We start from the raw sequence: 14,898 nt of genomic DNA, 5'->3' as shown, positions 1-14,898 counted from the left end.
TTATCTCCTTCCTCCCATTCATTTTCATTATAGCTTATTTTTCCAAATATAGAAAAAGCGCACGGATCATCCGCACGCTTTGCCTCATTTGAATACATTTTTCACTTTTTCAACAGTATAATGGCTGCCGCCCTTATCCTGAACACCTTCTACCATCATGCTGATCAGCATATCCTGATTATCATAATCATACGCAACAAACCAGCCATTTTCTGTGCCATTCTTATCATCCTGGCTTTGCTTCAATTCCGCAGTACCAGTTTTACCTGCCAATGTCAGTCCATCCACTACAGGATTATGCGCCGAGCCGCGTTCATCTTCCACAACACCCCGAAGTCCTTCCGTGATTGCATCTGCACCTTCTTTAGGCAGGACACCTTCATGCCATACGACAGGCTTTTCAGCTTTCGACTTGAGCAGCGTCGGCTTAATCAAGTTGCCATCGTTGACGAAAGGAGTGTAAGCCGCTGCCAAATGAAGCGGAGACATAAGCACCTGTCCTTGCCCATAGCCGGAATCAGCAAGAAGTGTCTCATTGTCCAAGCCATCATTGGAAATCGATGAGGCTGCGGTCGGGAACTCATAATCCAGCTCTTCACCAAAACCGAAAGATTTCAAGCCTTTCTCAAAGTTTTCCGCTCCTGTATCCACGGCCGTCTGCGCAAAGTATATGTTATCCGATGTGATCAATGCATTCTCCAGGTCAACATCCGATAAGCTATCCGAAACACGTGTCACACTGTAATTTCCGAATTTGCCATCATTGTCCCATTTCAGCCCTTCGATATGCTTCTTCTCGTCTGGTGTAATGACGCCATTTTCCAATCCGATAGCAGCTGTAAGCGGCTTGATGGTCGAACCAGGAGCATAGGCTTTATTGAATTTAGCTGAGAATGGACTATGTTCATCATTGGATAGTTTTTCATATTCCTCATCATCCCAGCCGAAAATGAAGTTATTCGGATCATAGGATGGTGTGCTCACCAGTGCCAAGGTAGCTCCAGATTTGGGATCCAGGGCAACTGATGCCCCGCTGTCGTCCTTCAGCTGATCGTAAATCTTTTCTTGGGTACCGATATCGATTGTCGTCTCGACATCTTCCCCGTTCTGCACCTCCGTCTCGGCAATCACTTCTTGTTCATCGCTCGTCTTTGAAACCGTATAGATCTTCCATCCGATAGTGCCTCGAAGCTTATCCTCATAGACGGATTCCAATCCTGTCGAGCCAACATAGGAATCCGCATCATAATTGGAAGCATTGTCATCTTTCTCGAGGAACTCTGCATCCACTTTTTTCACATATCCGGTCAAATGTGCTGCAGCTTCCCCATATGGATAGAATCTTGAAGTTGTGTCGGTTATTTGGACACCAGGAAGTGAATCGACCTCCTTAGCCAGGTCACGCTGATCAGGGCGCAATATTTTAATCGGTACATCCACTTCATCTGTCACCCAGCTCTGATCCAGCAGAGCGTCAATTTCTTCCCTGTCCATATCAAGGACCTCAGCCACTTGATCCAGGGCCTCATCCCGGCTCATTCCGTCCGCCTCCAGCTGACCCGGAATGATTCCGACGGATGGAACCGTTGCATTGAATGCCAGCTCTTCCCCATTCGTATCCAAGATCCGGCCGCGTTCCGGTTCCACTGAAGTTATACGGACGCTTTCGTTGTCATTAAGCTGGGCAAAGATATAGGAAGGGTCCCAATTCACCTTCCAAGTCGCACCGTCTTCCCCATCTACTTTCACAAGCTCCGCTTTTTTGTCAAACTCCACTTTTCCGGCAACCGTCTGCATGCTGACAGATAAAGGAAGCTGTTGGGTATCCGCATCTGATTTTTCATCCTCTTCAGACACATCACCTGCCGTGACCTTCAAATCGGATACTCCAGCCTGATCATAAATATCTGTATACCGTTTAATGAAATCTTCCTTGGAAATATCTTTTTGCGATTCTTCGGACAACTGATCATACATTTTATCGAAGTCCTGGGCATTCCAGTTGTCGACAAACTGATCGAGTCCTTCCTTCGCTGACTGATCATCCGAACAAGCGGAAAGCAGGAACACCATACAAACCACAAATAATATTGCTGCTAATCGTTTCATAGCTCACCTTTCCTGTCTCTGTAAACTGTTCCCCAATTATAGCATAGGGGAGGAAAAACTTTGCAGAATTTCTTCGTGTATTTCCCAGGAAATAGACAAAACCCATCAAAAAAAGAGCAAGTTGTCACTTGCTCTCATACATGGGAAACAATCGCTTCCAGCTGCCCTTTCAACTTGCATGTCTTGATATGAACCGGAAGCACGAAATGATCGCCTTTATTCAATTCATAGGATCGATCCTCAATCACGATCTCACCGCCACCTTCAATGATACTTACTTGCAGGAACGAGCCTGGCATTTCTAATTCAGTTTCTCCTGCTATTTGCCAATGATAAACGGTGAAATATTCACTTTCTACTAGTTTCTGCTCTGTTCTTGTCCCAACCTTTACAGGAGATTCCCTTGTTTCGATTGTTTCATGTGGAACAGTCGAAACCGCCTTGGCAGCATCCAAATGCAGCTCCCGTTTATTCCCTTGATCGTCCTTGCGGTCATAATCATACACACGATAAGTTATATCGGAGCTTTGCTGGGTTTCCAAGATGACGATACCTGCCCCGATAGCGTGGATGGCCCCGCTCGGAACATAGATGAAATCACCCTTTTTCGCCGGAATCCGGCGCAGGAGCTGATTCCATTCTCCATTATCTATCATCCGTTCAAGCTGTTCTTTTGTTTGTGCATGATGTCCAAAAACAATCTCAGCTCCAGGCTCTGCATCCACCACATACCAGCACTCCGTTTTCCCATAAGGCTCATCCTCCACTTTTCGGGCATAGTCATCAGCGGGATGCACCTGTACAGACAAATCGGTTTTAGCATCAAGGAGCTTCACAAGCAGCGGATAGTCCTCATTTTCATGCTCTCCGAATAACTCCCGATGATCCTGCCATGCATCCAGTAATGTTTTCCCGGCTAGTTCACCATTGCGGATTTTGCTCGGACCGTTCGGATGCGCAGAGATCACCCAAGCCTCGCCCGTATGATCGGATGGCAATTGATAACCGAATACATCCGCCAGTTTGGTTCCTCCCCAGATTCGTTCTTGCAAAGCGGGATCCAGAAAAATGGGCTCTTGTTTATACATAAAAGATCTCCTCACTTTTAAGCACTTTCTTCCAATTTCATTTTACCAATAGTTCCCTGAATCTGACCATATAATTATTGTCTTATTCCTGCAAGTTTTTAGATGATGTGTGCCGGATCCATCCGTGTGAAGCATGAAAAGAAAACCGCTGCGATTCACGCAGCGGTTTTCTCAGTGGATCTGTGATTTGATGATCTCCGTTATCGCATCTTTCGGAAGCGGCTTGTGCTGGCGTTCCCAATCATAGATCAGGGCAATGTATGTTTTATACACGAGAAAGGCCAGAAGCTCGGGATCGTGCTTGGTGACAAAGCCTTTTGTCGTTTCTTTCACGATGACCGTCTTGATGTAATCAAGGATCAATCTCTCTACCTGATTAAGGATCTCCAATACTTCCACTGTACCCAGTTCCTTTGCTTCCTGGCTCAATTTGATCAGCAGCTGGTGGCTTTCACGGAACCCAAGGATCGCATCGAGCATGGCTTGGATATTCTCATGAAAAGCTGCCTCCTCTTGTATCGCTGCATCCGCCGCTTGCCGCAGCTGTTTCATTGTCCGTTCAAGGATGGTCGAGAACAATGATTCTTTGCTTTCAAAGAATGTATATATCGTGCCCTTTGCCACTTTGGCTATCTTTGCGACGGAAGCCATTGTTGTCGCTTTGAAACCAAATTGACTGAAGGACATAGCCGCTGCTTCGATAATTCGTTCTTTTTTGTCTGTTATCATTGTTCTCTACCCCTTTTTCTTTTACATGGAAACAGCAGCCTCATCCTTGTTGTCTTTTTTTAATTTACGAGCCTGCAATATATAGACCAGAATTGTCAATGCCAAGAATATCACAGAAAAGATACTTAAGTAACCTGCCTGCTGCCAGAGGAAGCCCCAGTCATCACCAATCGAAATGATCTCCCGGAAGCCGCTGATGGCATATGTCATCGGTACGAACTTATGGATGACTTGGAAGAATTCAGGGAGCAGCGCAACCGGATAAGTTCCTGCTCCTGCACCGATTTGAATCAGCAACGCGATGATACCCAAGAAGCGTCCCACATTATCCAATGCAACTGTCAATAGCTGAATCAACAGGAAGCTTGTCAGGCTGAACAGGATGGCAAATACAAGCAATCGCCATTCACTATGCACTTCCAAATGGACAATATGGACAAGCATGATGACTGCAAATAAAGATTGGAGCACACTGACAAACAGGATGATACTGAATTTGCTCAGGAACCAGGCGAAGCCGGATGTCGGTTCACCGGCCGGATCGCGAAGCGGGAAGATGTTCGTGAATACGAGTGCCCCGACAAACAAGCCGATGGAAAGAATGTATGGCGCAAGCCCTTCCCCATAGGTATGCACAGTGCTCAGCTTTTCATCCTTCACATCCGTCGGACTCGCAAACATCGTATCCGTCTTATCGCTCGTGCTGATATTTGCATCTTCAGCACCTTTAGCCAGCTCATCATGCAGTTCATTACTTCCATCCGTCACACTTTGTGTACCGTCGGATAACGTTTTTGAACCATCTGTCAGCTGCTGCGCACCGTCAGCCAATTGCGGACCATTGGCATTCAATTGATCCAATCCGGCAGTAAGCTTGCTGCTGCCTGTCTGCAGCTGGTTCAATCCATCCGTCACGGATTGGGAACCGGATACCAATGCAGGTGCACCATCTGCTAATTGATTCACACCATCTGTATATGCATCTATACCGCTATTCAAGTCCTTTTGACCCGATTGGATATCCGTCGCGCCAGCCAATAGTCTGCCCGCCGCATCATTAATGCTGTTCAATGCTGTCTGTGTCTGCTGCGCACCTTCTGCCAGCTTATTGATTTGATCCAGCTGTGCTGTGACCTCTGTCAGCTGCTGCTTAATTGCTTCGGGATCGATATCCGGGAGCTGGATATCCGGAGAAGCTCCCCCAATTTGCTCTATCTGGGCTTGGAGCTCTTTTTTCTGCTCATCAGACAGCTGGCTGACTGCTACTGCATCTTTTATTTTTTGCAGCTGTTCAGCTTGCTGATCCTCCATTTGCCGCTGCGAGTCTTGCAGCTGCTCTGCCAATGTCATCAAATCCGACAGCCTGGATTGAGCATCTTCCAGTTCCCCTTTTACTGCTTGTGCTTTCTCATTAGCAGAAGCGATTCCATTATTCAGCTCAGGAAACTTACCAGCTAATTGGTCTGTTGCTTGCTCCAGCTGATCAAGACCGCTCGTCAAATCATCCATGGCAGATACCAATGTATCCGATCCATCGACCAGTTCCCCGCTTTTGCCATTTAAAGCCTGCAGGCCATCATTGACCTTCGTGATTCCTTGATCAAGCTCAGGATACTGAGAGGCAAGGTCTTGTATACCTTGATCCAAATCCTGCATACCAGCATCTGCTTCACCCACTTTCTCTGTATAAGTGGCTGTATTAGCCGATAAACTGGCAAGATTCTTGCTCAAGTTCTTGGCCCCTTCATTGATTTCATTCGAGCCATCGGCAAGATCCTTGGAACCGTCGCTTGCTTGCTTCAGACCGTCTGCAACATCCGATAGACTGGCAAATACGGAATGGGCATATTCCTTCGTGACCTGCTCTGCCACCTCTTTATCCAATTGCTGCATCGCACTATCCGTAATCTTGGAAGCTGGATAGTTCTTCCCCGGATTGGAATAGTAATCGATATCCATCTGTTTCGGATTTTCATCAAGCAAGGTAGCTGCATTTGCAGAAAAATCCTCCGGAATTTTTACTACCATATAGTAATCCTCTGATTTCAGACCATCCATAGCTTTTGACTCATCGACGAACTTCCAGTCAAATTTGTCATTGTCTTTCAGGTTATCCACAAAATCGCTGCCGACATGAAGTTCCTTGCCTTCGAAGGTGGATCCCTTATCAAGATTTACGACAGCGACCGGTAAATTGTCAGTATTATTATATGGATTCCAGTTGGCCGCCAGAAAAATAGCACTATAAAGCAGAGGAACAACCAGTATACCGCATATGGCCAGAAGCATTTTCCGGTCTTTCCATATGCGAAGCCATTCCTTCTTCAACATGTTCATAACTTTTCCTCCTACATATTCTTCACCGAGTTGTCCACATAGACCGAATGACCAAAATGGGATTATGGTCAATTTACTAGCTAATAATAGCAGAAAAAGCCTGCTCCGACAACGGTTAGGCTCATTTTTTCCCATGTTTTCGCTTACATGATTTATCCACTGTTGCTGTGCATAACTTGTGCATAACATCTTTATACACAGTGCTCCACAGACTATGAACACTTTACCCACATACTTATCCACATATTCACAAAGCCGATTCTTTATTTAGTGATAAGAATATTTGTTCCCTACAAAATAGAGTATGTTATCCTCATACACATCCACAGGTTGTGCATAACTAAAAAAGCAGCCTATATAAGGCTGCCTTATTGCTGTGCACTTAATGTTACAGTGGTTTCATGCTTTTCTCCATCCCTATAATAAGTTACCTTCATCTTATCGCCGATTTGTTTCTCTTCATAAAGATGCTTCCGTAAGGATGTCATATCTGCTATCGATTGACCATCCAGTTCTGTAATGACATCGAGCTCCTGTAATCCGGCATTTTCTGCCGGAGATAGTGGCTCGATACTCCAAATATAGACTCCATTTTCCATATCGCCCGGCAAGCCCAGATGTTCCGCCCGTTCAGAGGCTGGAATCTCATTTAATGAGTATGCTTCCACTCCCAGGTACGGACGCTCCACTTGCCCATTCTGCTCCAGCTGTTCCATTACAGGGACTGCGCTGTCAACCGGAATGGCAAAACCGATTCCTTCGACAGATGATTCGGCTATCTTCATCGAGTTGATTCCAATCAGCTGTCCGGCCATATTGATGAGGGCACCGCCGCTATTACCAGGATTGATTGCGGCATCCGTCTGCATGACATCTGCCTGCCAATCAGCTCGGCCGTCTCCATTAAAATCCTGCGGCACCGTACGGTTTACACCGCTGATGATACCTTGCGTGACTGATCCCGAAAATCCCAACGGATCACCGATTGCAATGACGGGCTCCCCCGTTTTAACAGTGGAGGACGTACCGATGTCAATCACCTGTTCCACTCGCGAAGCATCCATCTCTAAAACTGCTAAATCGGTAAAGACATCACTTCCGAGCAGTTTCGCGGAAACCTCTGCGCCATTATGCAGGATGACATCGACATCCGTTGCTCCTTCGACGACATGATGATTCGTCACTACATAGGCCTTATCGCCTTCTTTTTTATATATGACGCCAGATCCGCTTCCAGCCGCGCTCTCTTCCTGTGAGAAAAGGGCATCACCTTGCTGCAAATTCACTACTCCCACCACAGCCGGTGCGGTTTCATCCACAATCTCCGTAATGCCTGATTGGACATCGACACTTACATCCTGCAGATTTTGAGGTCGATCCGAATCCGCTGCGAGCTTCGTAGTCTCTCCTTGCTGTGACTGTGATTGGTCGTTCGGCATCAGACTGTCCCGATCAAGCCCATAAGCGACAAGCAATACGATACCGGCACCGATGATACCGCCTAATATAGCCGGCAGCAGCCAGCTTGCACGCTTCGGCTTTTCCGGTTCCTTGTGTTGATCATCAAAATGGTCCATGTTAGCCTCCGTTCCAATTCTTTTCGATATAGCTATCTTTCCACGATATCGGAAAATTAAACTACCTGGAAAATCGGTGTCGGTGTTTTTGGATCTGTATCATGCAATTCGATATGCTTATTCAAGTCGAAGCCCCGCTCCTGCAAGATGTTCCCGACAGCTAGCCGTGCGAGGTCCTTCATGTTGTTATCGCGGCTCAAATGCGCTAGATAAATACGCTTCGTATTGTTATCAATCAAGTCTGTAAGCGCCAGTGCACTGTCTTCATTGGATACGTGGCCCAGATCACCCAGGATCCTCCGTTTGACATTCCATGGATAGCTGCCCATCTGCAGCATACCTACATCGTGATTTGCTTCAAAAATGTAAGCATCGGCTTTTTCAACTATCTTTTTCACTCGATCGGAGACGTAACCAGTATCCGTCACCAGTGCGACTTTCTTTCCTTCATGGTGGAATGTATAGAACATCGGCTCTGCCGCATCATGGGAAACACCAAAAGATTGCACATCCAAATCACCGAATGTTTTCGTTTCTTCCATCCCGAAGATGAATTTATGATCCAGGGGAATCTTTCCGATGCTGTTCTCCATTGCCTTCCATGTCTTTTCATTTGCATAAATCGGCAAATCGAATTTTCTTGCTGCCACACCTAATCCTTTTATATGGTCGCTATGCTCATGTGTGACCAGGATTTTCGTCAGTGACGCCGGATCGATTCCTGCCTCCTCCAATAAACGCTGCAGCTCCTTGCCTGTCAATCCCGCATCGACCAGGATGCGCTCTTTTTCTGTCCCGATAAAGAACGCATTCCCGGAACTGCCGGAAGCAAGTACGCTAAAGCTTAACGTCATGCTGTTTCACCTCTTATTGTGTTTCTTCTGTCTCTGACTCTAAGCTGCTTAGAAATACCGACTCAGTCGGAGCATTCGTATATGGGTAGTCCGGAAGCAACATATAAAAATAATGCTTCGTCCCATTGACGGTGATTTTGTAGGCAGGGGCGAAATTAAGCTTTGAAGAAAGCTCGATGGTTGGGTAAAAGCCCTTTTCCACTTCAATCTTATCGTTGAATTCAATCAGCTGTTTACTCTGTAATGCTTTAACTGCTTCCTTCTCCGAATAATGTTTCAGATTCTCCTGATTTTCACTCTTTTTAAAGTCCTCGATATGCGTTTGTGTATACTCCGTTACCTCGTATTCACTATTCAGGGTGACTAGCAGCAGACAATCTGAACTGAAATAGGTTTGCCCCTCGCTTGTCTTTTGGAAGAATAGCAGTTTATTGCCTTGTCTGCCCCAGTAAGTATAATCCTTTCCGTCGAAGACATAATCCTCGGCAAAATCACTTAACTCTTCCTTCATCTGCTCTTCATCATCATCGACCGAAATCTCGACTGGCAGCTTCTTCGGTTCCTTGAATGTCGCCACCAGCTGATCACCCGAACTGATATCGAAGTCCATTTCATCCCTCGACGGAATATCTTCCAAATCCCCATTGGTAAAATGATGTTTCTTTGCTTCATATTGCTGATTGGTTTCTGTTTCTTCATCTGAGAGCTTGTTATATCCCGTGACACTGGACAGAACCTTATCCTGGCTTTCTGTCTCCAATACCAGCTGTTCCGTTTCTTCCTGCGGAATCAGCTGGAAGATGAGATAGATGTCCAAGACAAGGAAGGCGAGGATGAACATGAGCTTTATTTTATTCCATTGCATCAGCTCTCCCCTCCTGTCTCACTGTCTCCGACCTCGTTCCATTCCCCATCATATTTCACATACCAACTAGGTTTCAGATGATATTTGTAAATATCCGAATCGCTGTCTTCCAACTGATAGCCAATGACTACATCCTGTATATCACGCGGATTGTATTCCTTCTCATTTATCCAGTCCTTCACTTGCTGGGCTTTCAGCGAATAGTTCCCTCGTGATCCCCCGGAAACACCCAAGTTGAGCAGGGTCCGCTCATAGCTTACTGGTTCGGACAGCGTGCTCTGCATCCGGATGGTCATCAAAGATAAACCTTTTGTCTGGAATACCGGATAACCATCGTTCATCATCCTGAATTGGAAGGTGAAGTTGCTTTCACCGCTCACTGCAAACAAATTATAATCATCCGTCCAGCCTTTATGGTTATTGATTGTATGGATTGCAGCCTGCAGCTGTTCCGCCCTGCTCGTCGTCCCTGCTCCAGGAGATGTCGAATTATATTGATAGGAAGCAAATTGCCCATTATTACTGAACTTGATCATTTCCAATAGATTGCTATCGGTGTATTGGTCTGTTCCTTGAATGGTGTAATTATTATCCATATAAATATCAGCAAATACATTCCTGGAAATAGTCTCTCCGCGGACATTGCTGTCTTTCACGACAATCTCCTGTGGCAGGTAGATCTGATTCAAGTCATCCGTATCCGTCCCTGATAGAGAGACAGCGGCAGTAAGGCTGTCCTCATCAAGGATCGTATTTTGGATATTGTCCGTCACTGTTGCTCTTACGACATTTTGCAAGGGGTTCTCCTGCCGTTCATTCACAAAGATCAAATCCGTCGTATCATCCTCATTTGGTTCCAAATACAAATTTGTAAAACCGCCATTTCCAAGCCTGCTTGTGACGTTCTCGGCCCCTTCCACTGTGAATAAAGCATTCAGCTGGGAATAAGCTATCGTCACTGGATAAACGAGCTCGACACTTGTCTTCGGCAATTCGTCCAAGCTATCGTTTTTGGTATTCGTGAGCGTCAAATCCGACAATTCATCAATGAAACTTTGTTCTTCTTCCTTGGAATTAAAAACAAAGTGATTATCACCATTATGAACATAGACATGTGTCGGCCGGACTACATCCGCCAGCTGCTTCTCCACGCCGTTCAGCGTCTTTGCTTCCTCGGTTCCGATTCCTTCCGATTTCAGGCTGTTTGGCTGGAAAGTCCATACATAGGCTGTCAAAATCAGACTCACCGCAACCAGAATGACTAACAAAATCGTATTGAATGTCTCTAACTTCAACGCACCTCACCCCTTTTCCGGTTAAGCGGAATAGTGAAGAGCACGGTTGTGCCTCTGCCCTCTTTGCTTTCGGCCCAGATTACGCCGTGATGCGCTTCGACAAGATCTTTAGCTATTGCCAGACCCAGACCTGTACCGCCCAGCTTCCTGGTACGGGCTTTATCCGTCCGATAGAATCGTTCGAATATCTTGTCCAGTTTTTCGTAAGCAATACCCATCCCCTCATCCGAGATGCTGACCAATAGCTTTTGACTATCCTTTCGGAGACGGAAACGGATCGTTCCGCCATCCGGTGAATACTTGATGGCATTACTGATGATATTATCCAGAACTTGCATGATTTTATCTTTATCAATCGAGATGAACGCTTCCTCTTTCGGCAAATAGCGCTCAAAGTGGATATCCTCTCGCTTATTCATTTCAAAGCGGTCAATCACATGATGGAAGAAATCGACGAAATTGACTCGTTCCCATTCCATTGTATAATTGCTGCTATCCATACGGGAGAGCTGAAGCAGGTCATTGACCAGTCGAATCATGCGATCCGTTTCCTGCTGTGTGACATCAAGGAAATGCGGTGCAATCGATTCATCCTTCCATGCTCCATCCGTCAGTGCCTCCAAGTAGCTCCGCATCGTTGTCAGCGGGGTCCGGAGCTCATGCGATACATTGGAAACGAATTCCCGCCGCTCCTGTTCGATCTGCTCTTGTTCGGTAACATCACTGATTACGGTGATGAATCCGCTGATTTGCTCATATTCATCCTGTACGATGGAGAAATTGCAGCGAAGCAGCAAATATTGATCATCATCACTCATATCAATGATGATCGATCCCGTTTCCTGTATTTCCGTTATATCGACTATCTTTTCATTCAAGTTCAGTACTTCAATCAGGAATTGACCGCGCACTTCGTCAGCACTTCTCCCGATCAGACTCTCTGCCGGCGCATTCATCAATGTGATGGCACCATTCCTGTCGGTGGCGATGACACCATCTGACATGTGGGAAAGTACGGAACTGAGTTTACGACGCTCTCCTTCTGTCCGCATATGCGCTTGCCGGAGTTCGTCATTCATATGATTGAAAGTGCGGGCAAGCTGACCTATTTCGTCCTCCCCATAGACATTCACTCGCTTGGAGAAATCTCCGGTTGCCATGACACGGGCCTGCCTTTGCATTTCCTTGATAGGCTTCGTTATTGCCCGGGCAATGAGAATTCCCAGGATGGCAGCAAAAATAAGGGCGATGAATGTAGCACGCAAGAATATGAGATTCGTGCTTTTCAGCTGTTCATATACATCCTCGATCGATGTCCGAACATAAATCAAGCCGAGTAATTCACTCTCCCCATTACTGTCCGTACCCTCGATATTGTAATAAGATCTCAGCGTCCGATCTCCTGTATCCTCATCTATGACGATATTGGGCTTTGTTTCAGATGGAACTGCGAATCCGTTATTGGTAATCGCCTGAATGATATTATTGTCTGTCACCCTGGCACCGATCGAATCCTGCTCACCAAGCTCGCTTGTTCCCACAAGCTGTCTTTGAATATCGATCACCTGAATCTTTGTTCGTTCACCATTCGAGTAGGTTTTTAGCAAATCAGCAATGTCTTCTTCCAATGTAGGGTCAGTGGGGGAACGTTCCTCCTCGAATTCCTGAGCCAAGGATTGTTTAAGCCACAACATATTGGAATCAAGCGAATCCCGTTTATTTTGAATCAGCTGATTCTCCAAGCTGTTGGTAAAAAAGACGCCGATCAGCAAAAGAGCGATGATCAGCAGCAAAATGTAAACGACGACCAGTTTTAGGCTCACGGAACGGAAAAAGCCTATCTTATTCATAGATATTACTCCTGTTCAGGGCTGCGAAGATAATATCCTACACCCCTTCGTGTGATGATCCAGAGCGGGCTGCTCGGATTGTCCTCGATCTTCTCGCGGAGACGGCGCACCGTTACGTCCACTGTACGTACGTCACCGAAATAGTCATATCCCCATACCGTCTCCAGCAAATGTTCACGCGTCATGACTTGTCCGCTATGACGGGCAAGGTAATGAAGCAATTCGAATTCACGATGCGTCAGTTCCACCTGTACACCATCATTTGTGACGGTATATGCTTCCGGATGGATGACGAGCTTGCCGATTTCAATATCTTTATTCTCCTTGTTATCCTCCTCGGGGATCTGCGCCTGTCTGCGCAAATTCGCTTTGACACGCGCAATGACTTCCCGATTGCTGAAAGGCTTTGTCACATAGTCATCGGCACCGAGCTCCAGGCCAAGGACCTTATCGATTTCGGCATCCTTCGCAGTCAGCATGATGATCGGCATATTATGCGTCTTCCTCACTTCCCGGCATACTTCATTGCCATCTTTATTCGGAAGCATGATATCCAAAAGGATCAGATCAGGATTTTCCTGCTGCACAAGTTCCACGGCTTCATCACCGTCATAAGCACAGATCACCTCATACCCTTCCTTTTCCAAATTGAATTTCAATATATCAGCGATTGGTTTTTCGTCATCAACCACTAAAATTTTATGGTTCATCGTATTCCCACGCTTTCTAGTGTTTTTTATCTGAAATGGTCTAACATTATATTACTAGTTCAGTGTTTGCATACCCTTCCTATTTTACAGCAATTCCGCCCAAATGTCTTTGGAAGGGGGTAAACCGATGATTTTTGGAAGAAAAAAGAAAAAATCGCCCGCCAGGACGATTTTTTCTGCTTATTGGCTATATACACTTCTTACTTCATTCGTTTGGGTGCGATCCGGACCGACAGAGAAGATACTGAGCGGGATGCCCGTCAGCTGGGAAATACGCTCGATATAGTGGCGCGCATTAGCAGGCAGTTCATTCAAATTACGGACACCTGTGATATCTTCTGTCCAGCCTGGCAGTTCCTCATAAACTGGCTCACATTGCGCGAGCTCTTTCAGGCTTGCCGGGAAGTGCTCCATGACTTCGCCTTTATAGCGGTATGCTACACAGATTTTCAGCGTTTCGATGCCTGTCAATACGTCAATCGAGTTCAAAGAGAGATCTGTGATGCCGCTCACACGCTGCGCATGACGCACAACAACGCTGTCGAACCAGCCGACACGACGCGGACGGCCAGTCGTCGTACCGTACTCACGGCCGACTTCGCGAATCTGATCGCCGATTTCATCATGCAATTCTGTCGGGAACGGACCATCGCCGACACGTGTCGTGTATGCCTTGGAAACGCCAACGACGTGGTTGATCTTCGTCGGGCCGACACCGGAACCGATTGTGACACCGCCGGCAATCGGGTTGGAGCTTGTGACGAATGGATACGTACCTTGGTCGATATCAAGCATGACACCTTGGGCGCCTTCAAACAATACGCGGCGGCCTTGATCCAATGCATTGTTCAGCTCAACGGAAGTATCCGTTACATACTTGGCGATTTGCTGACCATATTCATAATATTCATCGAGGATCTCTTCCACCGTGAAGACATTGCTTTCATAAACTTTTTCGAACAGACGGTTCTTTTCTTCCAGGTTCTGCTCCAGCTTTTCCCTGAAAGCATCCTTGTCCAATAAATCTGCAATACGGATACCCATTCTTGCTGCTTTATCCATGTAAGCAGGTCCGATGCCTTTTTTAGTCGTACCGATTTTATTGGCTCCTTTGGATTCTTCCTGCAGTTCATCCAGTTTCAGATGATACGGAAGAATGACATGCGCACGGTTTGAAATGACTAAATTATCTGTGCTGACATTGCGTTCGTGCAAATATTCCAATTCTTTAATCAATGCTTTGGGATCGATCACCATACCGTTACCCAGGACACATTTCTTTTCCGGGAAAAAGATACCGGATGGAATCAAGTGAAGCTTATATGTGACATTATCGAATTTAATTGTGTGGCCAGCATTGTTTCCGCCTTGGTAACGCGCAACAACTTCGGCATTCTGTGAAAGGAAGTCAGTGATCTTCCCTTTCCCTTCATCTCCCCATTGGGTTCCTACTACAACTACTGAGGACATCTGTGTGGCACCTC

General features: G+C 46.2%; 11 protein-coding genes. All 11 read right to left on the bottom strand.

Annotated features, from left to right (window positions below):
* Nucleotides 1–84 precede the first annotated feature (84 nt).
* The 11 genes from CHH53_RS08800 to CHH53_RS08750 all read right to left on the bottom strand — a co-directional run bounded on the left by CHH53_RS08800 (nucleotide 85) and on the right by CHH53_RS08750 (nucleotide 14,884).
* Nucleotides 85–2,109, bottom strand: coding sequence for a penicillin-binding transpeptidase domain-containing protein (locus CHH53_RS08800; protein WP_095215750.1), 2,025 nt, complete (start codon nucleotides 2,107–2,109; stop codon nucleotides 85–87).
* Nucleotides 2,110–2,243: 134 nt separating this feature from the next.
* Complete coding sequence (gene manA / locus CHH53_RS08795; RefSeq protein WP_095215749.1) at nucleotides 2,244–3,197, bottom strand: mannose-6-phosphate isomerase, class I; 954 nt, start codon at nucleotides 3,195–3,197, stop codon at nucleotides 2,244–2,246.
* 171 nt (nucleotides 3,198–3,368) lie between these two features.
* Nucleotides 3,369–3,926 carry a TetR/AcrR family transcriptional regulator gene (locus CHH53_RS08790; RefSeq protein WP_095215748.1) on the bottom strand — a complete coding sequence of 186 codons (558 nt, stop codon included), beginning with the start codon at nucleotides 3,924–3,926 and terminating at the stop codon, nucleotides 3,369–3,371.
* A gap of 21 nt (nucleotides 3,927–3,947) precedes the next feature.
* The gene (locus tag CHH53_RS08785; RefSeq protein WP_158221520.1) at nucleotides 3,948–6,263 is read right to left on the bottom strand and encodes a YhgE/Pip domain-containing protein; all 2,316 of its coding nucleotides are present in this window, start codon (nucleotides 6,261–6,263) and stop codon (nucleotides 3,948–3,950) included.
* 368 nt (nucleotides 6,264–6,631) lie between these two features.
* Nucleotides 6,632–7,840 (bottom strand): S1C family serine protease, encoded by a 1,209-nt coding sequence (locus CHH53_RS08780; protein ID WP_095215746.1) that lies wholly within the window; start codon nucleotides 7,838–7,840, stop codon nucleotides 6,632–6,634.
* 56 nt (nucleotides 7,841–7,896) lie between these two features.
* Nucleotides 7,897–8,694 (bottom strand): MBL fold metallo-hydrolase, encoded by a 798-nt coding sequence (locus CHH53_RS08775; RefSeq protein WP_095215745.1) that lies wholly within the window; start codon nucleotides 8,692–8,694, stop codon nucleotides 7,897–7,899.
* Nucleotides 8,695–8,707: 13 nt separating this feature from the next.
* Complete coding sequence (locus tag CHH53_RS08770) at nucleotides 8,708–9,559, bottom strand: two-component system regulatory protein YycI (RefSeq protein WP_095215744.1); 852 nt, start codon at nucleotides 9,557–9,559, stop codon at nucleotides 8,708–8,710.
* Nucleotides 9,559–10,854: a YycH family regulatory protein gene (locus CHH53_RS08765; protein ID WP_095215743.1), complete on the bottom strand. Its 1,296-nt coding sequence runs from the start codon at nucleotides 10,852–10,854 to the stop codon at nucleotides 9,559–9,561. Before CHH53_RS08765 ends, CHH53_RS08770 begins: the two co-directional genes overlap by 1 nt.
* Nucleotides 10,851–12,704 (bottom strand): cell wall metabolism sensor histidine kinase WalK, encoded by a 1,854-nt coding sequence (gene walK / locus CHH53_RS08760; RefSeq protein ID WP_095215742.1) that lies wholly within the window; start codon nucleotides 12,702–12,704, stop codon nucleotides 10,851–10,853. Before walK ends, CHH53_RS08765 begins: the two co-directional genes overlap by 4 nt.
* Before the next feature lie 5 nt (nucleotides 12,705–12,709).
* On the bottom strand, nucleotides 12,710–13,414 hold the full coding sequence (gene yycF / locus CHH53_RS08755) for a response regulator YycF (protein WP_093726317.1): 705 nt from the start codon (nucleotides 13,412–13,414) through the stop codon (nucleotides 12,710–12,712).
* A gap of 180 nt (nucleotides 13,415–13,594) precedes the next feature.
* Nucleotides 13,595–14,884 (bottom strand): adenylosuccinate synthase, encoded by a 1,290-nt coding sequence (locus tag CHH53_RS08750; RefSeq protein ID WP_095215741.1) that lies wholly within the window; start codon nucleotides 14,882–14,884, stop codon nucleotides 13,595–13,597.
* Nucleotides 14,885–14,898 lie beyond the last annotated feature (14 nt).

The organism is Terribacillus sp. 7520-G, assembly GCF_002271665.1.
Classification (GTDB): domain Bacteria; phylum Bacillota; class Bacilli; order Bacillales; family Amphibacillaceae; genus Terribacillus.
This window is presented reverse-complemented; position numbering and strand designations above follow the sequence as displayed.

Coding starts and splice junctions, on each gene's coding strand:
- CHH53_RS08775 (WP_095215745.1), bottom strand. CDS start 8,694: ATGACGTTAAGCTTTAGCGTACTTGCTTCCGGCAGTTCCGGGAATGCG.
- manA (WP_095215749.1), bottom strand. CDS start 3,197: ATGTATAAACAAGAGCCCATTTTTCTGGATCCCGCTTTGCAAGAACGA.
- yycF (WP_093726317.1), bottom strand. CDS start 13,414: ATGAACCATAAAATTTTAGTGGTTGATGACGAAAAACCAATCGCTGAT.
- CHH53_RS08800 (WP_095215750.1), bottom strand. CDS start 2,109: ATGAAACGATTAGCAGCAATATTATTTGTGGTTTGTATGGTGTTCCTG.
- CHH53_RS08785 (WP_158221520.1), bottom strand. CDS start 6,263: ATGAACATGTTGAAGAAGGAATGGCTTCGCATATGGAAAGACCGGAAA.
- CHH53_RS08770 (WP_095215744.1), bottom strand. CDS start 9,559: ATGCAATGGAATAAAATAAAGCTCATGTTCATCCTCGCCTTCCTTGTC.
- CHH53_RS08750 (WP_095215741.1), bottom strand. CDS start 14,884: ATGTCCTCAGTAGTTGTAGTAGGAACCCAATGGGGAGATGAAGGGAAA.
- CHH53_RS08790 (WP_095215748.1), bottom strand. CDS start 3,926: ATGATAACAGACAAAAAAGAACGAATTATCGAAGCAGCGGCTATGTCC.
- CHH53_RS08780 (WP_095215746.1), bottom strand. CDS start 7,840: ATGGACCATTTTGATGATCAACACAAGGAACCGGAAAAGCCGAAGCGT.
- walK (WP_095215742.1), bottom strand. CDS start 12,704: ATGAATAAGATAGGCTTTTTCCGTTCCGTGAGCCTAAAACTGGTCGTC.